The sequence below is a fragment of the Niabella agricola genome (genome assembly GCF_021538615.1).
GTDB classification, from domain to species: domain Bacteria; phylum Bacteroidota; class Bacteroidia; order Chitinophagales; family Chitinophagaceae; genus Niabella; species Niabella agricola.
The window spans coordinates 526,796-553,238 of record NZ_JAJHIZ010000003.1 but is presented as its reverse complement, the minus strand read 5'-3'; the positions used below and the strand labels follow the sequence as shown (position 1 = coordinate 553,238).

At 47.2% G+C, this 26,443-nt stretch carries 18 protein-coding genes; 15 read left to right on the top strand and 3 right to left on the bottom strand.

What is annotated here, in order from left to right; all coding sequences use genetic code 11:
- Nucleotides 1-23: 23 nt before the first annotated feature.
- The gene (locus LL912_RS07795) at nt 24-518 is read right to left on the bottom strand and encodes an SRPBCC family protein (RefSeq protein ID WP_235553018.1); all 495 of its coding nucleotides are present in this window, start codon (nt 516-518) and stop codon (nt 24-26) included.
- Nucleotides 519-759: 241 nt separating this feature from the next.
- Between LL912_RS07795 and LL912_RS07790 the strand changes: the two genes are divergently transcribed.
- The 5 genes from LL912_RS07790 (at nt 760) to LL912_RS07770 (ending at nt 6,668) form a co-directional block, all read left to right on the top strand.
- On the top strand, nt 760-1,740 hold the full coding sequence (locus tag LL912_RS07790; protein ID WP_235553017.1) for a GlxA family transcriptional regulator: 981 nt from the start codon (nt 760-762) through the stop codon (nt 1,738-1,740).
- Between the two features lie 228 nt (nt 1,741-1,968).
- Nucleotides 1,969-3,189 carry an AGE family epimerase/isomerase gene (locus LL912_RS07785; RefSeq protein WP_235553016.1) on the top strand — a complete coding sequence of 407 codons (1,221 nt, stop codon included), beginning with the start codon at nt 1,969-1,971 and terminating at the stop codon, nt 3,187-3,189.
- An 89-nt stretch (nt 3,190-3,278) separates the two neighbouring features.
- Nucleotides 3,279-4,982 carry a GMC oxidoreductase gene (locus LL912_RS07780; RefSeq protein WP_235553015.1) on the top strand — a complete coding sequence of 568 codons (1,704 nt, stop codon included), beginning with the start codon at nt 3,279-3,281 and terminating at the stop codon, nt 4,980-4,982.
- 13 nt (nt 4,983-4,995) lie between these two features.
- On the top strand, nt 4,996-5,559 hold the full coding sequence (locus tag LL912_RS07775; protein ID WP_235553014.1) for a gluconate 2-dehydrogenase subunit 3 family protein: 564 nt from the start codon (nt 4,996-4,998) through the stop codon (nt 5,557-5,559).
- 53 nt (nt 5,560-5,612) lie between these two features.
- Nucleotides 5,613-6,668, top strand: coding sequence for a Gfo/Idh/MocA family protein (locus LL912_RS07770; protein WP_235553013.1), 1,056 nt, complete (start codon nt 5,613-5,615; stop codon nt 6,666-6,668).
- Nucleotides 6,669-6,770: 102 nt separating this feature from the next.
- Here LL912_RS07770 and LL912_RS07765 read toward each other — a convergent pair whose 3' ends face one another.
- On the bottom strand, nt 6,771-7,985 hold the full coding sequence (locus LL912_RS07765; RefSeq protein WP_235553012.1) for an ROK family transcriptional regulator: 1,215 nt from the start codon (nt 7,983-7,985) through the stop codon (nt 6,771-6,773).
- A gap of 189 nt (nt 7,986-8,174) precedes the next feature.
- Nucleotides 8,175-9,527: a sugar porter family MFS transporter gene (locus LL912_RS07760; RefSeq protein WP_235553011.1), complete on the bottom strand. Its 1,353-nt coding sequence runs from the start codon at nt 9,525-9,527 to the stop codon at nt 8,175-8,177.
- Nucleotides 9,528-9,916: 389 nt separating this feature from the next.
- Between LL912_RS07760 and LL912_RS07755 the strand changes: the two genes are divergently transcribed.
- From LL912_RS07755 to LL912_RS07710, 10 genes are all read left to right on the top strand, one after another.
- Nucleotides 9,917-13,054, top strand: a complete 3,138-nt coding sequence (locus tag LL912_RS07755; RefSeq protein ID WP_235553010.1) for a SusC/RagA family TonB-linked outer membrane protein — start codon at nt 9,917-9,919, stop codon at nt 13,052-13,054.
- Between the two features lie 13 nt (nt 13,055-13,067).
- Complete coding sequence (locus tag LL912_RS07750) at nt 13,068-15,032, top strand: RagB/SusD family nutrient uptake outer membrane protein (protein WP_235553009.1); 1,965 nt, start codon at nt 13,068-13,070, stop codon at nt 15,030-15,032.
- Nucleotides 15,033-15,078: 46 nt separating this feature from the next.
- Nucleotides 15,079-16,281, top strand: coding sequence for a DUF5000 domain-containing lipoprotein (locus tag LL912_RS07745; protein WP_235553008.1), 1,203 nt, complete (start codon nt 15,079-15,081; stop codon nt 16,279-16,281).
- A gap of 33 nt (nt 16,282-16,314) precedes the next feature.
- Nucleotides 16,315-17,553: a DUF4998 domain-containing protein gene (locus tag LL912_RS07740; protein ID WP_235553007.1), complete on the top strand. Its 1,239-nt coding sequence runs from the start codon at nt 16,315-16,317 to the stop codon at nt 17,551-17,553.
- 36 nt (nt 17,554-17,589) lie between these two features.
- The gene (locus tag LL912_RS07735; RefSeq protein ID WP_235553006.1) at nt 17,590-18,705 is read left to right on the top strand and encodes a DUF4855 domain-containing protein; all 1,116 of its coding nucleotides are present in this window, start codon (nt 17,590-17,592) and stop codon (nt 18,703-18,705) included.
- A gap of 65 nt (nt 18,706-18,770) precedes the next feature.
- Nucleotides 18,771-20,654: a beta-N-acetylhexosaminidase gene (locus LL912_RS07730; RefSeq protein WP_235553005.1), complete on the top strand. Its 1,884-nt coding sequence runs from the start codon at nt 18,771-18,773 to the stop codon at nt 20,652-20,654.
- A gap of 31 nt (nt 20,655-20,685) precedes the next feature.
- A complete protein-coding gene (locus LL912_RS07725) occupies nt 20,686-22,257 on the top strand; it encodes an alpha-N-acetylglucosaminidase (RefSeq protein WP_235553004.1) in 1,572 nt (523 codons plus the stop codon).
- Nucleotides 22,143-22,838 carry an alpha-N-acetylglucosaminidase C-terminal domain-containing protein gene (locus LL912_RS07720; protein WP_235553003.1) on the top strand — a complete coding sequence of 232 codons (696 nt, stop codon included), beginning with the start codon at nt 22,143-22,145 and terminating at the stop codon, nt 22,836-22,838. The genes LL912_RS07725 and LL912_RS07720 overlap by 115 nt, the downstream gene beginning before the upstream one ends.
- 184 nt (nt 22,839-23,022) lie before the next feature.
- Nucleotides 23,023-24,105 (top strand): DUF4855 domain-containing protein, encoded by a 1,083-nt coding sequence (locus LL912_RS07715; RefSeq protein WP_235553002.1) that lies wholly within the window; start codon nt 23,023-23,025, stop codon nt 24,103-24,105.
- Between the two features lie 326 nt (nt 24,106-24,431).
- A complete protein-coding gene (locus tag LL912_RS07710) occupies nt 24,432-26,414 on the top strand; it encodes a sialate O-acetylesterase (RefSeq protein ID WP_235553001.1) in 1,983 nt (660 codons plus the stop codon).
- The last annotated feature ends 29 nt before the right edge of the window (nt 26,415-26,443 follow it).

The window sequence follows — 26,443 nt, the reverse complement described above, 5'->3', positions numbered from 1 at the left end:
AATAAGGTGAATAAAAAACAGGTTTATGCTGGTTGCAGGTTCCATTTTTGGAGGAGCTCCTCGTTAAAACCACCTTCCCTGGGGTTGGGGGCGCCCTTGCCGGTAGTGATGAGCTGGTACAGGCTGTTTTGGATATAATTGGTCCAGGCATCGTGGCAAATGGGATAACATTCGTCCGCCGGTACCAGACCCTGGTGGGTAAACTGCAACCGGGTACTGTCGTCAGCGGTGTTAATATCAAAGATTACGTTAGTACCTTTCCACTCGTTTTGATCGCTGATGAAATTGAAATAGTTGTCCAGCACCAGCCAAACAACCCGTTTGTTGGGCACTACTTCGATGAGCTGTATTTTACAGATATGTACATCTTTGTAGTGGTAAAGGAATACATCGTTGAGCTGTGCGGTACCGCCCTCAAGCTCCTGGCTCCACCAGCCGCGTACATTGGTAACGGCTTCAAAGACCTGCCCCGGCGTGGCGGTCACGTGAATGGTGGTGGTAAAATTGTTTTGTTCCATTGTTTCTTTATTTAGGTTAAAAAACGAGGCTCATGCTGCTGGCATTGCTGTTGCCATATCTGCGCTGAGCAGAAAACAAAACTATTGGCTAAATGGGATATTCAGGCTGTGTAAAATGGACTTTAATGCGGGGCTATTTGGACAGTCATCTTTAATACCTTTGTAAAAGCCATTTTTTAAACCGTGTGTTTGCCGGGCCAGGCAGGGACCGGGAAGGCTGTTAAAGCAAAAAAACAGACACATGAAGCATGTAACCATTGTGGTGCCGGATTGCCGGGTTAACGTAAATACCATCGGGGGGGCCTATGATATCCTGTGCAGGGCCAACGAGTATGCAAAGCAGGCGGGACACCCGTCTTTATTAACGGTGGAGATCGCCGGTTTTGTGCCGGAGGTAAAAAGCCATAACGGGTACCTGGCCATACGGCCGGTGGATATCCGGAAGATCCGGAATACGGACCTCATCCTGATACCGGCCGTGCTGGGCGGTTATGAGGAAGCTGTGCAGCAGAACCAGGAGCTGCTGGAGTGGATCCGGCTGCAATACCGGTGCGGGGCCGAGGTGGGCAGCATGTGCTCCGGCGGTTTCCTGCTGGCGGCTACCGGCCTGCTCAACAACCGGGCCTGCTCCATACACTGGAATAAGAAGGAAGAGTTTGAACGCATGTTTCCGCGGGTGCCCATTGCCACCGGTAAGATCATTACGGACGAAAACGGCATTTATACCAATGGCGGGGCCTATTCCTTCCTGAACCTGATGCTGTACCTGGTAGAAAAACTGTTCGACCGCTCCATTGCCATCCTTTGCGCGAAAGTTTTTCAAATTGATGTGGAACGAACTACGCAATCTCCGTTTATGATCTTCCAGGTGCAAAAAGAGCACAAGGATGAGGTGGTTCAGCACGCACAAGCCTATATAGAAGAGCACCTCGATACCCGGATTTCTTTTGAAAAATTAGCGGTGCAACTGGCCATCAGCCGGCGCAATTTTGACCGGCGTTTTATAAAAGCAACCGGCAATACCCCGGTGGAGTACCTGCAGCGCGTAAAAGTTGAAGCAGCAAAAAAAGAACTGGAGCGGGGCCGCAAATCCATCTTTGAAATTATGAGCGATGTAGGCTATGCCGATGACAAAGCATTCCGGGAGGTATTCAAAAAAATCACCGGGTTGTCGCCGCAGGATTACCGGAACCGGTATAATAAAGCAGAAATCAGCGCATAATCCTGAACTGTCCGGGAAAAGCTTGTTGAAGCTACTTATTAATTTATTTTAAAAAGAATGTATTTGTAAGTAAAAATATTGCTAAATTTGTTGGTCAAGGCCATAATCCGATTGCAGTGTATGGAAGCCGCCCGCCGGTATTTTTCTGTTACTGATTACAGGCTTCATTTCCGGTTCCGGACTGCGGATTTCAGGGAATACAAACAAGAACCCAAAAAAGAACAGCGAATGGATTTTGAGATGCTGGCAACCCGGTATAAAGATGAGTTGTTAAATAATGTACTGCCGTTTTGGTTGGAACATTCTCTTGACAGGGAACGGGGCGGGTATTTTACCTGCCTGGAAAGGGATGGCGGTGTTTTTGATACCGATAAATTCATCTGGTTGCAGGGACGTGAAGTATGGATGTTCTCTATGTTATACAACAATGTGGAGAAAAAAAAAGAGTGGCTGGAAGCGGCGGTTCATGGCGGTGAGTTCCTGAAAAAATATGGTCATGATGGGGAGTATAACTGGTATTTTTCGCTAACAAGGGAGGGAAAACCACTGGTAGCGCCTTATAACATCTTCTCTTATACTTTTGCAGCAATGGCTTTTGGCCAGCTAAGTCTTGCAACCGGAGATCCGGAATATGCCCGGATCGCAAAAAAGACCTTTAATCTAATCCTTTTAAAGGTCGATGCCCCCAAAGGTCAATGGAGCAAGGCCTATCCGGGTACCCGTAACTTGAAAAATTTTGCATTGCCAATGATCCTGTGTAACCTGGCACTGGAGATCGAGCACCTGCTGGATGAGGGATTTCTGCTGAAAACAGCGGAGATCTGTATTCATGAAATTATGGAGATTTTTTACCGGCCCGAACTGGGAATCATAGTGGAGAACGTGGACGCGGAAACAGAGAGTTTATCCGATACATTTGAAGGCCGGCTGGTAAATCCCGGGCATGCAATTGAAGCCATGTGGTTTATTATGGACCTGGGCGAACGGCTGGGCCGTCCGGAGCTGATAGCGAAAGCGGTAGATATTACAATACGGATGATCGAATATGGATGGGACCGGCAATACGGGGGCATCTTTTATTACAAGGACTGGTTGGGGCACCCGTTGCAGCAATTGGAATGGGATCAGAAATTGTGGTGGGTACATATGGAAACCCTGATATCGCTGTTAAAAGGCTATCAGCTCACCGGGTCTGAAAAATGCCTGAACTGGTTTAAAAAAATACACGATTATACCTGGAAACATTTTAAGGATCAGGAGTACCCGGAATGGTTCGGGTATTTGAGCAGGCGCGGCGAAGTGCTGCTGACACTGAAGGGCGGAAAATGGAAAGGTTGCTTTCATATACCCCGAGGTTTGTATCAATGCTGGAAAACGCTGGAGAAGATCGCTTCTTCCCCTGTGGGCGCATCTACCGGCAATTCTGGTATTTTTAAAAATGATCATTAACTTAGAGCAGTTTTAGAAATTATTTATTTAACACCTGTTCGTGCAGGTTGTTTGTCGGGCATACCGTTAAAACAGTTAAAACGATTGTAATGAGCGATCAGCATCCGGAACATGTTTTTGATGCCATTGTAGTAGGCTCGGGCATCAGCGGTGGATGGGCCGCAAAGGAGCTTTGTGATAAAGGAATCAGGACCCTGCTATTGGACCGGGGAAAAGATGTAAAACATATAAAGGATTATCCAACGGCCATGAAAGCTCCCTGGGAATTTCCGCACCGGGGACGGCTTCCGCTGAAAGTACTCGAAGAAAATCCCATTGCGGCTCGTTGTTATGCTTATGATGAAACGGCGGCACATTTTTTTCTGAAAGACAAGGATCAGCCGTATATTCAGGAAAAGCCTTTTGACTGGATCCGGCCGGATCAGGTAGGCGGTAAGTCGTTGATGTGGGCACGGCAAACGCAGCGATGGAGCCGTTACGATTTTGAAGGCCCCGGCAGGGACGGTTTTGCGGTAGAATGGCCCTTTACTTATGAGGAGTTGGCGCCCTGGTACAGCTATGTAGAGTTGTTTGCCGGCATCAGTGGTAACCGGGATGGGCTGGATACGCTTCCGGACGGCGAGTTTCTGCCGCCCTGGGAAATGAACCGGGCTGAACGGTCCATGCGTTTGAAAATTGAAGCCCGGTACCGCGACCGGAATGTGATCATTGGCCGTTGTGCTCACCTGACTGCTCCTCAACAAATACACAGAAACCAGGGACGGATGCAATGCCAGGCCCGGCACCTGTGTCAGCGGGGATGTCCCTATGGCGGATACTTCAGTTCCAATTCCTCTACGCTTCCCTGGGCTCAAAAAACAGGTAACCTTACGTTAAAACCAGATTCGATTGTACATTCCGTTATTTATGATGACATCAAAGGGAAGGCAACCGGCGTTCGGGTCATTGACGTACATACAAAAAAAATAACGGAATATTTTGCAAAAATTATTTTTATAAATGCCTCCACGTTAAGTACCAACCTGATCCTGCTGAACTCTGTTTCCAGAAGATTTCCTAATGGTTTGGGAAATGATAATGGGTTACTGGGTAAGTATATCGCCTTTCACAATTACCGAGGTAATCTAAGCGCATCCCTGGAAGGAATGGAAGACAGTTATTATTCCGGGAAAAGGCCCTGTGCAGTAATGATGCCGAATTTCCGGAATGTACGCCGCCAGGAAACCGATTTTCAGAGAGGGTATATGGTGTTTTTCAGCGCCGCACGCAGTGGCTGGGGGCATACGGTTCCGGGAGCCCAGGCCGGTAGCAACTTTAAGTCTGCTATAGCAGATCCCGGCGGCTGGGGGGTATTTATGATGATGCAGGGGGAAACCATCCCGAAGGAAAGCAATCATGTACGACTTAGTAAGGATCAGACAGATCCCTGGGGTATACCGCAATTGATCACGTCCGTGGATTATGATGAAAATGACGAGCGGTTACTAAAGGATTTTTTAAATACCGGGGCTGAGATGCTGGAGACGGCCGGCGCAAAGAACATCACGGTAACAGACACCAAACAGGCACCGGGGCTGGATATTCATGAAGTAGGAGGTGTGCGCATGGGTAAGGACCCGGCAACCTCTTTGCTGAATAAATGGAACCAGTTGCATCATTGTCCGAATGTATTTGTTACCGATGGCGCCTGTATGGTATCTACCAGCACACAGAACCCCTCATTAACCTTTATGGCCATTACCGCAAGAGCCGCATATCATGCAGTAGAAGAATTGAAAAAAGGAAACCTTTAAAATCATAAATCGGATGCGCAGAAGAAAAGCGATTTCATTATTGAGCTTACTCGCAGGCGGCACTGCTTTAGAATTTTCCGGGGTGCTTACCGGTTGCAACGAACCGGAGCGGAGCCCGGGCATTTTAAAAACAGAAGACATAGAGCTGTTGGACCAGGTTGGCGATGTGTTATTGCCCCCAACTCCCGGGACGCCTGGGGCTGCTGCAGCCAGGGTGGGCGACTATATTCAAACCATCGTGACCGACTGTTTTCATAAAAAGGATCAGGACTTCTTTTTAGCGGGCATAACCCGGCTCCGGAAAACGATCCGTCTGAAAGCAGGCAAGTCCTTTGAACAGCTTCCGGATCCTGAGAAACAGAGGATGATTTTGTTACTCGATGAGCAGGCCGCAACGTATAAACCCGCGAAGCCGGAAGACCCGCCCAGGCATTATTATGCAACCATAAAAGGATTGATCATTACCGGGTATTTTACGTCGGAGGCCGGCGCTACAAAAGCATTGAGGTATGTACCGGTGCCCGGTAAATTTAGCGGCGATATTCCTTTTAAAGCCGGGGATAAAGCATTTGTGTAACAACGGAATGCCAGGAGTAGATACATTTTATTCAGGAATAAAAAGCATATAGCATGGATCATACAGGTAGCCGGCGCTCTTTTATAAAGCAGGCAACATTGGCCGGAGCAGGAATTGCACTGGGGTTTAAAGGTCATTCGGTAACGCCACCGCGGCTGCAGGAAGAAACGCCCGCAGGAAAAAGGATCGGGGTGATTGGCCTGGATACCGAACACGGGCCAGCATTTGCTCGTTTGCTAAATGCCTCCGATGCTCCGGAGGAACTGGGTGGATTTAAGATTGTTGCCGCTACTCCAAGAGGCAGTAGGGATATCAGGTCCAGCATAGACATGATTCCCCGGAATACAGAAGCGATAAAAGCGCAGGGCGTATTGATTGTAAATACCATCGGTGAATTGCTGCCGCTGGTTGACCTGGTGATGCTGGAGACCAACGATGGAAGGTTACATCTGGAACAGGCGCTTCCCGTTTTCAGAGCAGGAAAACCGATGTTTATCGATAAGCCCATTGCTGCAACGCTGAAAGATACGCTTTCCATTTACCGTGCTGCTGAAAAATACCATGTACCCATTTTTTCTTCGTCAACGCTTCGGTATATCCCTTCCGTTCAAGAGGTAGTTCAGGGGAAGATCGGAACGGTGATCGGCGCCGATGTGTTTTGCCCCACGCCGGTGGAGCCTACCCATCCCGACCTTTTCTGGTATGGGGTGCATGGTGTGGAAATGTTGTATACAATGTTGGGGGCAGATTGCAGGGCGGTTACTAGAACGTATACGCTAACGTCAGACATGGTGGTGGGTACCTGGGATAACCAGCGGATCGGAACACTAAGAGGGTTACGTAATAATTCCTGGAGCTTTGGCGGCTATGCCTATGGAGATAAAGGCCAGCGTGCCTCGCTGGGGGATTTTACTGATTACGCACCGCTGGTACCCGCAATTATCGATTTTTTTAAAACCGGCAAATCGCCGGTACCCAGGGAACAAACGATCGGGGCCATCGCCTTTATGGAAGCCGCCGAGATCAGCAGGCAGAAAAATGGCGCACAGATCCGTATCGGTGAGGTCATGGCATCCGCGGAAAAAGCAAGCCGGAAGCAAATTGTGTGATAGGGGGCAAATCGGGATTTGAGAGTTGAGATTCCGGCTTTCAACAATCAGTGGGACCAGCCTTCAGCTATTTCTGATAGCTGATATCTGACGTCTGATAACTCACAACAACAGCTTGTTCCGCGCAATAAGGCAACCGCCAATCAGGCCCGCTTTCTCACCCAACTCTGACAATACCAGTTTTGTGTCCTGGCTTACAAGATTTAGCGAGTATTTATTAAGGGCTGTTTTAACAGGAAGATAAATATAATCACCCGTGGTTGCCAGCGTACCACCCAGGATCACCATTTCGGAGTTGAGGATATTGATCAGGACCGCAATACCCCTGCCGATTTTTTCCCCAATGTCCGCCAGGAGGTCAATAGAGAGCATATCTTCATTTTTAGCAGCGTCGATGATATCATTGAGCCGGATATCCTTTTTAGCACCAATACTGGATTTAACGCCCTGTTCCGTTTTTTCTTTAAACAGTCGCAATAATGCGGTCCCGGATGCTTCTGTTTCCAGGCATCCCTTTTTACCGCAATGGCACATGATCTCATTATTAAAGAACGGGATATGACCGATTTCGCCGCTAAATCCCGATTTTCCGTAATATACCTGGCCTTCGATCATAATGCCCAATCCAAGCCCATAATCGAGGTTCATATACAGTACATTCTTTTCATTTTTGACAATGCCTTTATGGAACTCACCGTAAGCCATGGCCCGGGAATCGTTCTCAATAAAGCTTTTAATGCCCAGCTGCTTTTCAAGCACGGCGCTCAGGGGGTGCTCATTAAAATGAAAATAGCTATAACTGGCGCCACTATTGGTGTTGATGCGCCCGCCAAGGTTTACGCAAAGTGACAGGATTTTATGTTTATCTACATTTGCGGTTTTGATAAAATCCTTGATCAGTTTAATCAGGGTGTTCAGCGACGCCTCATTGTTTTCGAGCAGGAATGGGGTTTTCATATTCACCTTGCGGAGGTTCTTCTGAAAATCGAGCAGACCGATGTTTACATAGTATTGCTTTACATCAATGCCGATAAAGAAACAGGAGTCGGCGACAAGTCCATAAATACTGGCGGGCCGCCCTCCGGTTGAATCTACCTTGCCATAGTCACTGATCAGCCCTTCTTCAATCAGCTCGTTGATGAGGCTGGTTGTTTTAGGTGTGCTGATGTTGATGGCCTGGGCCAGCTCTGCAATAATGGCTTCCCCGTTTTTATCCAGATAATTGATGATCTTTCTTTTTCGCGACTTGTTTTTATAAGCAACTCCGGTTGATAAGTCATCTGAAAAAAAATCATATTCCTTTTTCTTCTTAGCCATGGGTTGTGTCTGTTTCTTTTATGGATGCGTTTTAAAACGAATTGTGAACTTTAATCGGTCTCCGGTATCTTTCAAATGATAAGCACCGGCACTAAGGAAACAATGCTGCCCGTGGTTTTGCGCCGGATACCATACCCGTTTCGTTATCAAGATTTCTCTGTATATGCACCGGGCGGCAAATGCAAAGGGTCAAACATGGATGGATTCAATTTCTTCAAGAGAGACCCCCTTTGTTTCAAAGATAAATCTATAAACAAATAGGAACGAAATAAAATTAAATAGTGCATACAGTCCGAAAGTGCCCGCACCACCAAGCCGCGACAACAGCATGGGAAAGGTAAGGGAAACAAGGAAATTCATGCCCCAGTTGGCAAAAGTGGCAATAGAACTGGCCGTACCACGGATGCTGTTAGGGAAAATTTCCGCAATATAGACCCAAATGGTGGCACCCCAGGACACGGCAAAGAACGCGATGTAGAGTAAAATAAGGAATAGCACGAAGTAATTGTCCAGGGTATTCCTGTAAAAAATGATGCTTAGTACCGCCATAGAAACAGCCATTGCCAGCGAACCAAAAAGCATTAGTTTTTTCCGCCCCAGTTTGTCAATAAAGAAAAGCGCCAGCAATGTAAATACCAGGTTAATGATGCCGGTAAGCACGGTTTGAAAAAGAACGCTGCTTCCGGTTTGCGTTTGCTCAAATATTTTGGGCGCATAGTAAAAGATAATATTGATGCCGGTAAGCTGCGCAATGCCTGCAAACGTTATACCGATCAGCAGGCGTTTCCGGTTTTTGAGTGCAAAGACTTCTTTCCAGTTTGTTTTTGGTGCATCGGCAGCGCTAATATGTATCTTTATATGTTGTAATACGGCGGCTACTTCGTCTTCGCTGTAAAATAACCGGAGCGTACGTACCGCCTTTGTTTCGTTATTCCGGGTAAGCAACCAGCGGGGACTTTCGGGCACCAGCAGGAGCCCTATAAAGAAAACAATGGCAGGTATAAGTTGTGCTTCAAACATTAGCCGCCAGTAATTATCCGCGTTTGTGTGAAATACATTCCTGGCAAGTCCGGTATTTGCAATGATCCAGTTAGAGGCAAAGGCCAGCAGGATCCCGATAACAATGGCAATCTGTTGCATCATTGTAAGCCGCCCTCTTTCTTTTGCGGGAGCGATTTCTGAAATATAAATAGGGCAGATCACCGAGGCCATACCTACGGCAATACCTCCGATAATCCGGAACAACACCAGCACCTGGGCGCTTTGAGCCCGGCCGGAACCAATAGCACAGATCAGGAAAAAAAGAGCGGAGAGCAGCAGTAGTGGTTTTCGGCCAAACCGGTCAGCAAGATTCCCCACAAACAATGCGCCGATCACACAGCCTACCAGCGCGGAACTTACTACCCATCCCAGTGCGGCTTCGTCCAGATGAAAAACCCGTTCAAGATCGGTAAGCGTTCCTGAAATTACGGCCGTGTCAAAACCAAAAAGCAGCCCACCGAGGGCAACCGTGATACTGATTAAAAGGATATATCTGTTCATATGGGGTGGTTTGTATCCGGCTGCTGACCCCCTGTTATGGGCTGCATGCCGGACCCTGTTCGTTATAATGCTGCAAATATGGCTAATTAATAAAAAAATTTAAAAACTTTTTCTTTTTTAAGAAAAATTGAATGCCTGTACTGTCGCAGCCCTTTGTAAATGTAGGCGGGATGTATAGGCGCGCTGGTCTTTTATAACCCGCGGCAATAGTGCATTTTTCGCATTTAAATGCGCTTTCGGTATAGAGACGATGTGTAAAAAATATCTTTATAATTTTTTTTAAAAAGAAATTTGATTATATTAAATTTATTTATTTTCTTTGGCCCGAAATAACGATTGGCTTACCACGCTAACAACCCTTGTGGTAATCTGAACTAACTTTTTTTACTATGATCAGACAAAAATTACGAGAAAAGAAAAGCATTCTTTGCCGTTGCCTTATCTGGATCTTATTGCCGCTGTTAATATCGGGTACGGCTTATGCCCAGGGCAACCGGATTTCTGTAAAGGGAGTGGTTCAGGATGCCCAGGGGCCCTTGGCGGGAGCCAGTGTGGTTCTAAAAAATGATTCAACGGTTGCAACAAAGACTGATGCGAATGGCAGCTATGTATTGTTGGCTCCCGCGAACGGGCAACTCATTTTTTCGATGGTAAGCTATCTAACCAAGGAAGTAGCGATTAATGGCGATGCCCAGATCAATGTCACATTGGAATTAGGAAATGATCAAATGGAGGAGGTGGCCGTGGTGGCTTTTGGTATCCAGAAGAAATCGACCATGGTAGGCGCAGTAACCACCATCAATCCAAAGGAGCTAAAAGGCCCCACCAGCAATTTAACCACCATGCTGGCAGGAAATATAGCAGGTATGATTGCCTATCAGCGCAGCGGGGAGCCCGGGAGAGATAATGCCCAGTTTTTCATTCGCGGTATTACAACGTTTGGAACCGGTAAAAGAGATCCGTTGATCCTTATTGATGGACGCGAGAGCTCTGCCGATGACCTGGCGCGGCTGCAACCAGATGATATTGCCGGTTTCTCCGTTTTAAAAGACGCTACAGCAACATCTGTTTATGGCGCCCGTGGTGCCAATGGTGTGGTATTGGTAACAACCAAAACCGGGGATGCGGGAAAAACGAGATTTAATGCCCGTTTTGAAAACTCGGTTTCCGCTAATACCCAAAACTTTAAATTGTCTGATAATATTACGTACATGAAGCTGGCCAATGAAGCCGCTACCACCAGGGACCCGCTATCGCCGGCCCTGTACACACCAAGTAAAATTGCTCATACAGCGGCTGGTGATAACCCTTACCTGTACCCTGATAACGACTGGATCAAGCAAATGATCCGGCCTTATACCAATAATACACGCCTCGATATGAATGCCAGCGGTGGAACAGAAAAGGTACAGTACTATATTTCAGGAACATACAATATTGACAATGGTGTTTTGAAAACGATCCATTCCAATTCTTTCAACAGCAATGTCCAGTATAAGAATTATGAAATGCGCTCGAACGTTACGGTGAAAATGACACCCACCACCCAGGCTATTGTAAGAGTAACCGGAAGATTTGGTGACTACAACGGGCCTATTGGAGGCGGCGGAGGCATTTTTGACCAGATACTGAAATCCAACCCGGTGATGTTCCCGGCATATTTTCCTCAAAGCTTCCTGCCGGATGTCAGGCACCCGCTATTTGGGAATAACAAAACAGGGGGCGCATTGTATCAAAACCCGTTTGCAAATTCAGTTTCCGGGTTTCAGCAAAGCAGCACTTCGGATTTGATTGCCCAACTTGAACTGAAACAAAACCTTAACTTCCTGCTACAGGGTTTGTCCGCCCGCCTGATGGCTTATACCCAGCGTAGTGCGGCCTTTGACCTGAGCCGGAGTTATACGCCGTTCTATTACCAGGCAAATGTGGATCCCGAAGTAGGGCTAAATGGATTAACCTTGCTGAATGAGGATGCCGCCACCAGCTATCTGAATTATAACCCGGGTGGGAAAACGGTGAATCTTTACAACTACCTGGAAACGGCTGTTAATTACAATACGACCATAAAAGAAAAACATGAAATTTCGGGAATGGTCGTGTCTATCCTGGGCAATCGCCTGAATGCAAATGCCGGCAATCTCGAAGGCTCGCTTCCCCAAAGGAACCTGGGTGTTTCAGGCCGGTTTACCTACGGATATGACCGCCGCTACCTGATGGAGTTTGATTTTGGGTACAATGGCTCTGAGCGGTTTGCAAAAGACCATCGCTTTGGTTTTTTCCCGTCTATCGGTTTGGCCTGGAATGTAAGCAGGGAGCAATTCTGGGAATTCATGACACCTGCGATATCCAACCTGAAATTTCGTGCAACGTACGGGCTGGTGGGAAACGACCAGATCGGCAATACCTCAGATCGCTTTTTCTACCTGTCTAATGTAGATATGAACGCGGGTGGAAGAGGATATACCTGGGGAACCCAGATGGATTATTCCAAACCGGGTATTGTTGTTACGCGCTATGAAAATAAAAATATCGGGTGGGAGAAAGCTTACAAGGCCGATATCGGAATGGATCTGGGTCTGTGGAATAATAATCTCAATCTGATTATTGATTTTTATAAAGAACGGCGTACCAATATTTTAATGACCCGGGGATATGTGCCTACTTCTATGGGATTAAATGCGCCCATACAGGCGAATGTGGGCGAGGCAGAAGGAAAGGGCATGGACGCATCGCTTGACTATGGCAAATATTTCAGTAAGGATGTATGGCTGAAAGTAAGAGGGAACTTTACCTACGCTACCAGCAAAATGCTGGTAAACGAAGAGCCGAATTATCCCGAAAATCAAAAGATCCTTTCCCGCATTGGCTACTCACTTTATCAAACCTGGGGATTGGTGGCAGATCGTTATTTTATTGATCAAAATGAAGTGAATAATTCACCCAGGCAAAATTACGGAGGCTACATGGCCGGTGATCTGAAGTATCTCGATATTAACGGAGACGGGCAGATCACTAACCTGGACATGGTGCCCATCGGTTATCCGACAGTTCCGGAAATCATATATGGCGCTGGTTTTTCTTTTGGCTATAAAAATTTTGATATCAGCGCTTTTGCCCAGGGATCGGGAAGATCTTCTTTCTTTATAGACCCGGGAAGCATACAACCTTTTGTGGGGCAAAATGGCCTGCTTAAAGTAATAGCCGAGGATCATTGGTCCGAAAATGATCCCAATCCTTATGCCTTTTATCCGCGCCTGTCTACCCAGTCCATTGGAAATAATCTGGTGACTTCTACCTGGTGGATGCGGAATGGAGTGTTCCTGCGTATCAAAAGAGTGGAATTAGGCTACAATGTGCCAATGCAACAATTGAAGAAATGGAAAATCAATGCGCTGCGCCTTTATCTGAACGGATTGAATCTTTTTGCATTTTCCAGGTTCAGGCTTTGGGATGTGGAAATGGGTGGAAACGGGCTGGGATACCCGGTGCAGCGCGTATATAATGTGGGAATCAATTTAGGATTTTAAAATGCTTTATTATATGAGACGTTTAACCGATCAATTTATTTCATTAACCGGCATCATTACGGTAAAAACCTTGGTATTGTTTCTGACCATACTTCTATACAGTGCTACCGGTTGTAAAAAATCATTTTTGGATGTAGTACCGGATAATGTGGCTACGCTCGAAAATGCCTTTGAAAATAGAAAGGAAGCAGAAAAATACCTGGCCACCTGTTATTCTTATCTGCCGGAGGTGGGGCCGCTGAATATTTTATTCTTTGGTTCAGATGATATATGGTCTTACAGTTTCAATAATGCTTCTTATAACTGGCCGTGGAAGATTGCGATGGGCGAGCAGAATATTGTGGGCCCTTATGTGAATTTCTGGGACGGTGAAAACAGTGCCATACCTTATTTTAAGGCCATAAGAGATTGCAATATTTTCCTGGAGCATATGGTGGATGAAACCGGAAGACGGCGCATTGTAGACCTGAACCCTGAAGAGCAGCAGCGGTGGATCGGGGAAGTGAAATTTTTAAAGGCCTTCTATCATTTCTACCTGATGCGTATGTACGGACCCATTCCCATCGTAGACAAAAATCTGCCGATTGCTGCTACACCGGCCGAGGTAAAAGTAAAACGTGTTCCTTTCGACAGTTGTGTAAACTATGTTGCGGGCTTACTGGATGAAGCAGCGGTTGATTTGCCACTGAATATAAAAAATCGGACAACGGAGTACGGAAGAGCCACAAAGTCGGCAGCCCTGTTTCTAAAAACCAAGTTGCTTGTAATGGCAGCCAGCCCCTTATTTAACGGTAATCCTGATTATGCAGGTTTTAAAGATAAAGATGGGGTGGCGCTGTTCAATCCGGTTAACGATGCTGCTAAATGGCAGCGTGCAGCAGCGGCCGGAAAAGAAGCGGTGGCGGCTTGCAATGCAGCGGGCTTTCAGTTGTATCAATTCACAGGAGCCCTGACAAAATTATCCGATACAACAACCATCCAGTTAAGCATCAGGGGAAGTGTATCTGCTGAAACCGATAAGAATACAGAGGCGATATGGGCATTAACAGGCCGGAATGGCGGCAGTCTGCAGAATTACGCCATGCCGCATAATATTGATCCCAGATATAAAGATACCTACCTGGCTTCGTTTCTTTCACCAACGTTAAAAATGGCGGAAATGTTTTATACCGACCATGGTGTGCCGATTGATGAAGATAAAACCTGGAATTTCTCTCAGCGGTATACGCTGCGGACTGCGGTACATGAAGAACGGTTTAATATCCAGGAAGGGTATACTACAGCCTATCTGAATTTTAACCGTGAAAACCGCTTTTACGCAAACCTGGGATTTGACGGGGGCATATGGTACCTGCAAAGCAGCCCTTCTGGTACCGACGAAAATACGTTTTTTGTTCAGGCAAAAAAGGGACAGCTTCAGGGACAGGAAGGTGTGGAGCTATATAATGTAACAGGCTATTGGGCCAAGAATCTTACCAACTGGCGGTTTACGCAAACCCAAACGAGTTTTCAAACGCAATACTATGCATGGCCTGTGTTTAAACTGGACGATCTTTTATTGCTCTATGCAGAGGCGCTCAATGAAACAGGAAATGCTGATGATGCCATCGACCATCTCGACAGGATCAGGGCCCGTGCAGGTTTAGAGGGCGTAAGAGCCTCCTGGACTAAATATGCTACTAATCCGGATAAGTTTACAACCAAAGAAGGCCTCCGGAAGATCATTCAGCGGGAACGGGCGATAGAACTGTGCTTCCAGGGAGAACGCATCTGGGATTTACGCAGGTGGAAACAGGCGGTCGAAATGCAAAACCAGCCGGTAAGGGGATGGGATATCTCGCAGAAGACGGCGGCATTGTACTATCGTCCTGTTGTGATCCATAACCAGAAGTTTATAGCTCCAAGAGATTATCTATGGCCTGTTAAGGAGTACAACCTAACTGTAAACACAAATCTCGTCCAGAATCCCGGATGGTAAAAAAGCTATTGTAAAGGGAGGTAGCATGAACCTAAAATAAAGACAAATGAAATTAAAAATAATATTCGGAGGCCTGTTTGCTGCAAGTATTGCATTACAGGGTTGCTCGCGTGAAGAAGTACATACGCCGATCTTTGAAGATGCCGGTGTTCCGGATAAAATTGAAAATCCGGTTGTGCAAAATATGCCGGGAGGTGCAAAGATTACTTACGAATTGCCCAAGGGGGGCACTCCCCTCTACGTAGCCGCCGAAGTAATGAATAAGAACGGGCAAAAGCGTGTTGTTAAATCCTCTTTTTATTCAAATTCACTGGTTATTGAGGGACTGGCAGATACCAGTGGTTACCAGGTGTCGCTCCGGTCGGTAAGTAAAAGCGAAAAAAAATCAGATCCTGTTTTGGTTACCATACATCCGCAGACTCCTCCCTACCTGGAGGCATTTAAAACATTGCAGCTGAGCCCGGATTTTGGCGGCATTTACATCGGGCTGAACAATGCTGTGAATACGGATCTTATGATCGGGTTATGCGGCACCGATTCGCTGGGAGAATTCGGCTTGCTGAATAGTTATTATTCCAATGAGAAAACAGTAAGCTATACATTCCGGGGACTGCCAGCAAGGGAAAGCAGGTACGGTGTATATGTGCAGGATAAGTGGGGCAACAGGTCCGATACGCTGTATGGGATGCTGGCGCCGCTTTTTGAAAAGATGTTGGATAAATCATTGTTCCGCGAGGTGCGGTTGCCGGGAGATGCCGTGGTCTCCAATTATCCGAATATCGGGATACGGTTTGCATGGGATGGTTCCTGGTCATCGGATTATGACGATCCTTATGGAAATTACCTCAATGTTGAAACAGATGTAGCTAAAGACGGGCGCCCTGCCTGGATTACATTCGACCTGGGAACGGTTACCCATTTAAGCCGGTTCCGGCTTAACAAATACTATACCTACTGGTATAAGGATATGCACAAATATGAGATATGGGGCGCTACAGACCCTAATCCTGACGGAAGCTGGGACGGATGGACGCCGTTGATCAGTTGTGAAGATATAAAACCAAGCGGGTTGGCTTACCCCGCAGCAACCAGTGCTGATAAGCAGGCCTGGGTACTGGGAAATCAGGCTAACTTCCCTTCTGGCCTGCCTGCGGTACGATACATTCGTATCAAGTGTACCGAAAACTGGGCCGGTAACGGAGGCAATCTGTCCTTTTCAGAAATTACATTCTGGGGGTCCGACCGGTAAATGCTAAAATAAATACAGAAAACGATTTTAAATATGAGAAAGAAAAATTACCTGGTACTGCTGGCTGTTTTGGCAATAACTGCCTGGCTGCTGGAGGGCTGCAAAAAAATGGACGATTATAAAAAATTCCTGGACCACAAAAATTTCAGTTATGCAGGAAAAGCAGATTCACTAAAAGTGCATCCCGGAGACGGCCGGTTACAGTTGTCCTGGCTATTGCAGGCAGACCCCAATATTGTGCGTGCCGTTATTTATTGGAACAGCCGCGCCGATTCGCTATCGGTTCCCATACACCGGAACCCGGGCGTAGATTCGATCAATCAGATGATTAACCTTGCCGAAGGTATTTATAGCTTTGAGATTTATACGTATAATAAAGATGGCCTGAAATCTGTTCCGGCTTATGTAACCGGTGCCTCTTTTGGTGATGCGTATAAAAGCTCCCTGATAAACAGGGGAATGATTTCGGCAGTATTGGCTAGTGATAATACCGCGGTGATCAATTGGGGGCCGGCGGAAGAATCGGTTGTGGGCGTTCGGTTGACCTATATGGATAAAAACAATAATACGGTTGTGAAAATCATCCGGAATGCTGAAAATGAAACGAGATTAGCCGACTATAAATTTGACAGCCGGTTTCAGTATCAGACCCTGTTTAAGCCGGATACGCTGGCCATTGATACGTTTTATGCGCCATTGATGACCCAGGCATGCGAACAACAGCTTGATAAGTCGAAATTCAGGGAACTCGTGCTTCCCGGTGATGCACCCTGCTATACCAGCGATCCTCAGTGGAACATTGCGATGAAGTATGGGTGGGATGATACATGGTCTACTGATTTTGATAATCCTTACGGCAACTATTTAAATGTAACAACCAATAATCCTCAAAGTGCACCTGCATCCTGGATTACATTTGACCTGGGGAAAGTGACTCAGTTGAGCCGCTTCCGGTTAAACCATTATTATGCTTATGAAGACCGGGATATGCGCAGGTATGAAATATGGGGGACTACTCAGCCGTCCGCCAACGGAGACTGGACGGGCTGGACAAAGCTGATCGCCTACACACAAACCAAACCCAGCGGGCTGCCCAATGGACAGTTCTCTGCTGAAGATAAAAATGCCTGGATAAACGGGGACCAGGCAAACTTTTCTTCCGGGTTGCCGGCCGTAAAATATATCCGGATAAAATGTCTTCAAAATTGGACGGGTTCCAATTCCAATCTGTCTTTTTCCGAAATCACATTTTGGGGATATCCCGTTCAGTAAAAGAAAAGGATAATCCATTTAATTAAAACAAACGATATGCTTAAAAGAACGTTTATTTTATGTTGCTTATTTATTGGAGGCCTGGTGGTTGCGGTAGCCTGTTCCCGTAAGGCCAACACGCCCGGTGAGGTGGTGCCCGATCCACCTGAAATGCCTGTAAAACCAGGCCCGCGCTTCCCGGTGGACCTTGCGTTGATATATCATGGAAACGGCGACCGGCCGGAATGGAACAAGGACCAGCTAAAACCCTACGTGTACCGGATGCAGAATGGAAAGCTGCAATGGCAGTTTGACGGTTTTCTTTTCCTGGAAATCACAGCCCGGATTGACGGAAAATTTTATGATTTTGGGGTAGCGCCTGCAGCGGGTAAAATGCAATGGCAATGGCTGCTTGACCGGACGTTCGCGGATGGCAAAGGGCCGGATGCATTGGAGGAGGTTATGGATGGCCTGGCCAAACAGGGATACCGGGCTCCCTATAAACGAAAAGTGATCATCAGCATTCCCAACCCCGTTTACGGAGACACAGCCTGGGGGATCCTAAAAGGAAAAAAACTTGATTTTAAAAATAACGATGACCGCATTGCGGCCTCTAAATGGTATATGGACCAGGTACTGCAAATATGGAATACAAAAAACTATAAATACCTGGATTTTGCCGGCTTCTACTGGCTAAGCGAATCAGTAGATTATGCCAGCGACGCCGATGTGATGAAGGCGACCAGTACGTATGTACGCGATAAAAAAAAGGATTTTTACTGGATCCCTTATTACGGAGCGGGCCGTGCACGAGACTGGCGCGCACTGGGCTTGGATATTGCCCATCAGCAACCCAATTATTTTTTTGATCTGAAAAGCCCTTACACCATTCTTACCGGTGGAATAAGTTTCGCTCAGCAACATCAGATGGCGCTGGAGATGGAATTTGATGACCGGTTAGCAACCGATAAAGGCTATATGGGGAAGTTTTATGATTACCTGAACGAGTATGCCAAACAGGGCATTTTTGACACAAAGCCGGTTGCTTACTATGAAGGCGGCGGTGCCTGGCTGCGTATGTCGCTGAATAAAGATACTGCGGTGCAAAGGGCTTTTAATACATTGGGCGATATTTTAGCCAGGAGAAAAGAAAAGGATATAACGTTTCAATAACAAAAATAAAACGCACGGTATTGTTTATTTGAATTTACCGGTCGCGTTTATTTTTTTTATACTTAATGATGAAAAAAATAATTATAGGAGTAGCATTGGTCATTTTTGGTATCAATGGCTTTGCGAACAACGACTCACTTATTCATATTATACCACAGCCGGTGTCTGTAGCGGCTGGTGCCGGCACCTTCTACTTAAATGCGGCTACGGTGATTACCGTTAATGACACAGCGTTGAGGGGTATCGCTGATCTGCTGTCGGGGTTTTTAAATGGTCCTTCGGGCTACGGGATCCCGGTTAAAAAAGCGGGCGCACAAACATCGAACGTAATCCTGATGGAGCGGAATAGAACGCCTGATTCAAAAATCCTTAAGAACGGCTATAAGCTGCTTGTTACTCCCCAGCGTATTCGGCTGACAGCAAATGAACCGGAGGGGTTATTTTATGGTATCCAAACCCTGCTGCAACTGATGCCTCCGGATATTGAAAGCAGGGGGGTGGTACGGAAGCTGCGATGGCCGGTGCCCTGTGTGGCAATCCTGGATTACCCGCGTTTCCATTACCGGGGGCTCATGCTGGATGTGAGCCGGCATTTTTTTACCAAGGCAGAAGTGAAAAAGTATATTGATGAAATGGTGAAATATAAATTCAATGTATTTCACTGGCATTTGACCGATGATCAGGGCTGGCGCATTCAGCTTGACGGACTTCCGGAACTCACTGGCACCGGTGCCTGGTCGGTGCCACGTACTGGAAGATTTGGTGAGTTTGCTCCACCGCAACCGGGGGAGAAAGCCACTTATGGCGGCTTCTATTCACAGAAAGACATCCGGGAAATTATTGACTATGCCCGCAAGCGCTTTATTACCATTGTTCCGGAAATTGATGTTCCGGCGCATAGCCTTTCCATGATTGCATCATATCCCGCTTTATCCTGCACACAGCAACAATACCCGGTAAACCCTGGCAGCCCAATGTATGGTAAGATTGATAATGTGCTTTGTGTAAATAACGATTCCACCTGGCTGATTCTGGATAAAGTATTTACGGAAGTTGCCAGGTTGTTTCCCGGCCCTTATATTCACATTGGTGGCGATGAGGCCAATAAAAGTTTCTGGAATGCCTGCCCGAAGGATCAGGCATTGATGAAGGCAAACGGGTTGAAACATGTGGATGAGCTGCAGCATTTCTTTATGAAGAAACTGGAACGGTTAATTACCTCCAAAGGAAAGAAAATGGTGGGCTGGGACGAAGTATTGGAAGGGGGTACATTGCCTTCAAATGTCATCATTTCGGCAAGGATGGGTATTGACGGTTGTATTGCTGCAGCCAAAGCAGGCCACCCGGTGATCATGATTCCCTGGGAATATACCTATCTTGATTTAAGCCAGGGTGATCCTTTAATTGAACCGGCAACCTATGGCCAAATCCGGTTAAAGCGAAGCTATGGCTGGAACCCTGTGCCCAATGGGGTGAACCCCGACCAGGTGCTGGGAGGCGAAGGGGTACTGTGGACGGAGTCAGTGCCGGATTACCGTCAGGCGGAGTACATGACCTGGCCAAGATCCCTGGCGCTTGCGGAAGCGTTCTGGTCGCCGCAGGAACAGCTGGTATGGAATGATTTTGTACGGCGCATGGAAGCGCGGTTCCGCTATATGGATGCAGGACAGGTAAAATACGCCCGGAGCGCCTATGATCCTGTAATTACCGGTGTAAAGGATGCCAACGACTCGCTGTTGGTAAACCTGGAAACAGAAATTGACGGGCTTGAGCTCCATTATCAGTTTAACGGAACCAACCCGGATCAGTTCTCGCCCAGGTACAAGGGTACACCATTAAACATTCCAAAAGGCGCTACGGAAATAAGAGTGATTACCTATAGGAACGGAGCGCCTGTGGGCAAGCAAATTAATTGCCCATTAAGCGAGATCAGAAAACGGGTGCCTTAATTCCCTGGAACTATCTTTTTCAAACAATAACATGGTGCAACGATATGTTCTCTTTTTAGTGGTCTTTATTTTCTCTTTGAATGCTGCAGCTAATGATTTTGAAGCGGTGGAACAACTGGCACAGCGAAGGGTTCCCTGGCTAAGCCGGCATTTGGTATTAAAAAAGGTGCCGGGAGCCCATACACAGGATGTATTTGAGCTTTCATCAGAGAATGGCCGGGTGGTCATCCGGGCCAATAATGCAAACAGTGCAGCCATGGGGGTGAACTGGTATTTGAAATATTACTGCCGCCGGTCGATGTCACATACCGGTACAAACCTGGCACCGGTGTACCCACTGCCGGTGATAGAAAATAAAGTCAGGGTCACATCGCCATTTAAATACCGGTACGCATTAAATTATTGCACCCTCAACTATACCATGAGCTTTTATTCCTGGGCTGATTGGGAGCGGGAGCTGGATTGGATGGCGCTAAATGGTGTAAACCTCATGCTGGCTACAACCGGTACAGAGGCGGTGTGGCAGCATACACTGAAAAAGTTCGGTTTCTCAGACCCGGAAATAAAAGCGTTTATTCCCGGCCCGGGGTTTACAGCCTGGTGGCTGATGGGGAACCTGGAAGGCTGGGGTGGACCCGTAACGCAACCAATGATCGACCAGCGTACCGCATTACAAAAACAAATACTGGTGCGGATGCGGGAACTCGATATGGAACCGGTATTGCAGGGTTTTTATGGTATGGTACCCCGTGCTTTAAAGAAACACTTTCCGGATGCAGCAATACGGGAGCAGGGAAAATGGGCTGGTAATTTTGACCGCCCCGATTTTCTGTTGCCGGAAGATCCGCTGTTTAAGCAGATGGCAGAAGCCTACTATACGGAAATAAAGAAGTTATACGGAACAAAGCTGCGCTTTTTTGGCGGAGATCCGTTTCACGAGGGAGGCAGCACGCAGGGCGTTGACCTTGCACAGGCAGGCCACATCATTCAGTCCTGCATGCAGCAAGCATATCCAAACAGTAGCTGGCTGTTGCAGGGCTGGCAGGAAAATCCCCGGCCGGAATTATTACAGGGCCTGGATAAATCTTCGGTGCTGGTATTGCAACTGGGGGGCGAAAAAGCGAATGACTGGGAAAAAACGAAAGGGTTTAACGGAACTCCGTTTATATGGAATACCGTCAATAATTTTGGTGAAAAATCCGGCTTATATGGCAAGCTACAATATTTTTCTGATGAAATAAGCCGCATCCGTAACAGCCGGTATGCGTCTCTTTGTAAGGGTATCGGGGTCATGCCGGAAGGCATCCACAATAATCCGGTTGTGTATGATTGGATGCTTTCCCTGGCGTGGCTGGATCAAAAAGCGCAGGTAAAGGATTGGATCCCCCATTATATACAAAGCCGGTACGGGCTCAGTAATGATACGCTTCGGCAGGCCTGGCAGATACTGCTAAAAAACGGCTTACCAAAGTTTTCCCAACCGGGAGGATGGTTTGCCCGAAGCCATATTTTGTGCCCGGCCGGCCTGGGGTATCGGGCACGTGTCTTTCCTGGGGAAGCCGCAAACGGAACTATGATACGGCTTTGTTCAGGGATGGGGTAAAACAATTCCTGTCTATCGGAGCCAATTATTTTACAAACGAAAACTGGCTGATTGATGCCGTCGATTTTTCAAGACAGGTCATTTCAAATAAGGGGGATGTGCTGTACAACGCGCTGGAGCAATCCTTTCGGCAAAAAAATGTTGACCGGTTCAAAAAAAATGCAGATGCGTTTCTACATTTGATTTTGCTGGAAGATTCGCTGTTAAGCCTCCATAAAGCGTTTAGTTTGAATCAATGGCTGGATGCTGCGCGTAAACAGGGACGCACGCATAAAGAAAAAGCATTGTTTGAATGGAATGCGAAAACATTGATTACCTATTGGGGAAGCAATGACCCCGAAACGGATCTGCATGATTATGCCAACAGGGAGATGAGTGGATTGTTAAGGTCCTTTTATTACCGGAGATGGGAGCTTTTTATGGATTATTGTATAAAAGAAATGAATGGGGAACCGGTATCGCCGCCTGATTTTTTTACGTTTGAAAAAAGCTGGGCATCAGACAGTAGTCATACGTCTCCCATCCGGTTTTCCGGTAAGGAAAGAAATGCTTTATGGAGCCGGTTGCAAGCGTGTTTGTGATAAGTTGCACTTAATGAACCACCGGGTGGTGTTTTCGGGAAGCGCTCGAACTGTGGCTGAAATGCTGATTGCTGCACCGGTAAATTAAAAATTGTATTGTTGTTACGATAATGTATAAAAGTTTATTTTTCCGGTTTTTATCTGAACGCTTAATTTTAAAAAATAATAGTAACCCGCGACACAAATGACAAATAAATTAATGCTTGCCCTGGTATTTATGCTGCTGCTGAAATGTACAAATGCGCAACAATACCTGCCCCTGGCTTCCCCAAAAACAGACTACATTGCAGATCTGGCCCTCATTTATCAGGGAGGTGTTCACCGCCCGGACTGGACGGCTGAGCAGATAGCACCCTATGTGTACCGGCAACGAGGAAAGAAGACTGATTTTTTATTTGACGGGTTTCTCTTCATTGAGTTTAAGAATGGAAAAGGGAAGGACTATTCCATCGGTTATGAGAAAGAACATGCCGGAAAGGAAGAATGGTCCTGGCTGCTGGACCGGAACTTTGAAAAAGGGAAAGCCATTCATGCATTAAATGATGTGCTGGCGGACCTAGCAAAAAAAGGAGTTAAGCCCGTTCGTAAACGAAAAGTGGTGCTGACCTTACCGGAGCCGATCCATAACCAAAAAGACTGGGGGATATTGGATGGAAAAATGCTGAGTTTCGATAATGAAGAAAACCGTTTCGAGGCTTGTAAATGGTATATTGATAACGCGCTGGAGCGCTGGCACAAGGCCGGCCTGAAGGAACTGGAGCTTGCCGGCTTTTACTGGGTGGCAGAGCAGAGCACGGGTGGAAAAGCGTTAATACCCCGTATTGCTGCATACATCCGTTCAAAAAAAATGAAATTTTACTGGATTCCTTACTGGAAAGCAGAAGGTCATGGTGCCTGGAAAGAGGCCGGTTTTGACGCAGCCTATCAGCAGCCCAATCATTTCTTTGACGAAAAAATAGCAGATAGCCGTATTGATGAAGCCTGTGATTTTGCAAAGCAACACGGCATGGGGATGGAGCTGGAATTTGATATGCGCGTGACGCAACCCGGTTTTGAGCGACGGTTGTTGGCGTATATCGACGGGTTTCAAAAAAAAGGCGTTCTTGATGAAGTAGCGATGGCATATTATGAAGGGGGCGACGGAATGATGAAGCTGGCTGGGCACAGCGATCCCCGGATGCAGGCATTGTATCAAAAACTTGCGACGATTATTGCCGGGCGTCAGCGGAAAGCCGATTTGGATTACAAACAACGGGCTGGGCATTGAGCACCAGCTTTTAGTTTTCGGCGATCAGTTATCAGTTCAGTTGCGGTCATTCCTTCGGGATGGTGTTTCAAGATTGGGGGATTATTCGGTCATCCCTTGTTGCGGATCCCTTGCGTTTAGACCGGGCGCCAGACCAACAGCTTTTAGTTTTCGGCAATCAGAACGGTCTGTACTTCCTGTGCGGTTATATGAAACAAAGCCCTGCTTGTTCCGTCCGCAGAATATGCTTATTTTAGTGCCCTCAAAAGTGATTGCGTTTCCTGCCGCCCCGTGGTGGTAATGTTTTTCGGATTGCTGCCGGTCATTTAAAAATAAAAATTAAACAGATGAAATCTTGCCGTTTTGTAGCATTATTATGCCTTGCCCTGAGGATTGGTTTTTCAACACCCGTATTTGCCGAAATAAACCTGCCGGCTGTGATCAGCAATAATATGGTATTGCAGCAAAAGGCAACACCGGCCATATGGGGCACTGCGGGCGCCGGTAAAACAGTAACAGTTCAAACTTCATGGAACAAAAGGACCTATCAGGCGAAAGCCGACGCTTCTGGCAACTGGAAGATCCGGGTGAACACACCCTCTTTTGGTGGTCCTTATACGATCCGTATTACGGAAGACAATACGGTCACATTGGAAAATGTGCTGATCGGCGATGTATGGTTGTGTTCCGGTCAGTCGAATATGGAAATGCCGCTGGCCGGCTGGGGAAAAATTTTAAATTACGAGGCAGAGATTGCCAGGGCCGGTTATCCATCGATCCGGTTATTGCAGGCCACGCATGTTACCGCAAACCAACCTCAGACATTGTTAACGGTACGCAATAGCGGATGGGATGTGTGCACGCCCGCAACCGTGGCGGAGTTTTCTTCTGTGGCTTATTTTTTTGCCCGGGAGATTTATGAAAAAACGAAGATCCCCATCGGGCTCATCCACAGTTCCTGGGGTGGCACAATTGCAGAGGCCTGGACCAGCTATGAAACCCTGCAGCAATTGCCGGATTTTGCCGCTGCGGCGCAGAAAATAAAAGCAACACCCAATGTAGATCCAAAGACCTTTGAACAAGTGTTCGCCGACTGGAACCAGCAACGGCTGGCTGCCGACAAAGGAATGGCGAACGGAAAAGCGATCTGGGCTGCAGCAGATCTGAATACGGCAGACTGGAAAACGATGCCGGTGCCGGGCCTCGTGGAAGAGAACGGGTTGCCCGGATTTGACGGCGTGATCTGGTTCAAACGCCGTTTGTCCATTCCTGAAAACTGGCCGGCAGAAGATCTGACACTGAATCTGGGGCCTGTTGATGATGATGATATTACCTGGTTCAACGGTGAGCAGATCGGCGCCACCAACGGATGGAATAAGGAACGGGTATATACCATACCGGCGCGATTGATAAAGAAGGGAGCCAACGACCTTACGGTGCGGGTAACCGATAACAGCAATGCCGGTGGTATTTATGGAACCCCGGCACAGCTTTTCATCCGGAATGGGGCAGGGCAGCGGATCGAACTGCCCGGAAACTGGTTGTATAAAGTGCCTTATGTATTGAAAGACCTGCCTCCGGCGCCGCAAAATCCCAATAATCCCAACCGGCCGACCGTGCTTTATAATGCAATGATCAACCCGATCATTGATTATACCATTAAAGGAGCTATCTGGTACCAGGGCGAATCGAATGCCGGAAGGGCCTATCAATACCGGACATTGTTCCCGGCAATGATCAAAGACTGGCGGTCGAAATTTGCATCCGGCAACTTCCCGTTCTATTTTGTACAATTAGCCAACTTTATGAAACGTGCAGATCAGCCGGGGGCTTCTGCATGGGCCGAGCTGCGGGAGGCGCAATTAATGACCACACAGGTTTCCAATACGGGTATGGCTACCATTATTGATATCGGTGATGCAAAGGATATTCATCCGAAAAATAAGCAGGAGGTAGGACGCCGGCTGGCATTGATCGCACTGAACAGGGATTATAAAAAGAACATCGAATACTCCGGACCGCGTTACAAAACACAAAAGATAACGGGCGACAGGATCGTGCTGACCTTTGATCATGCTGCAGGAATGAAGGCGGGGCAGGGTAAGCTCATGGGATTTGCTATTGCCGGAGCAGACCAGAAATTTTACTGGGCAGATGCCGCCATCAATGGATCCACCATAACGGTAAAGGCTCCGGAGGTGAAACAACCGGTAGCAGTGCGTTATGCCTGGGCCGATAACCCGGATGCCAATCTGGTGAATGCGGCAGGGCTACCGGCTTCACCGTTCCGTACAGACCAGTGGAACGGAATTACAAAAGGGGTGAAATGATTGCTGGTTTAGGATGCAGCGTTTCCGGT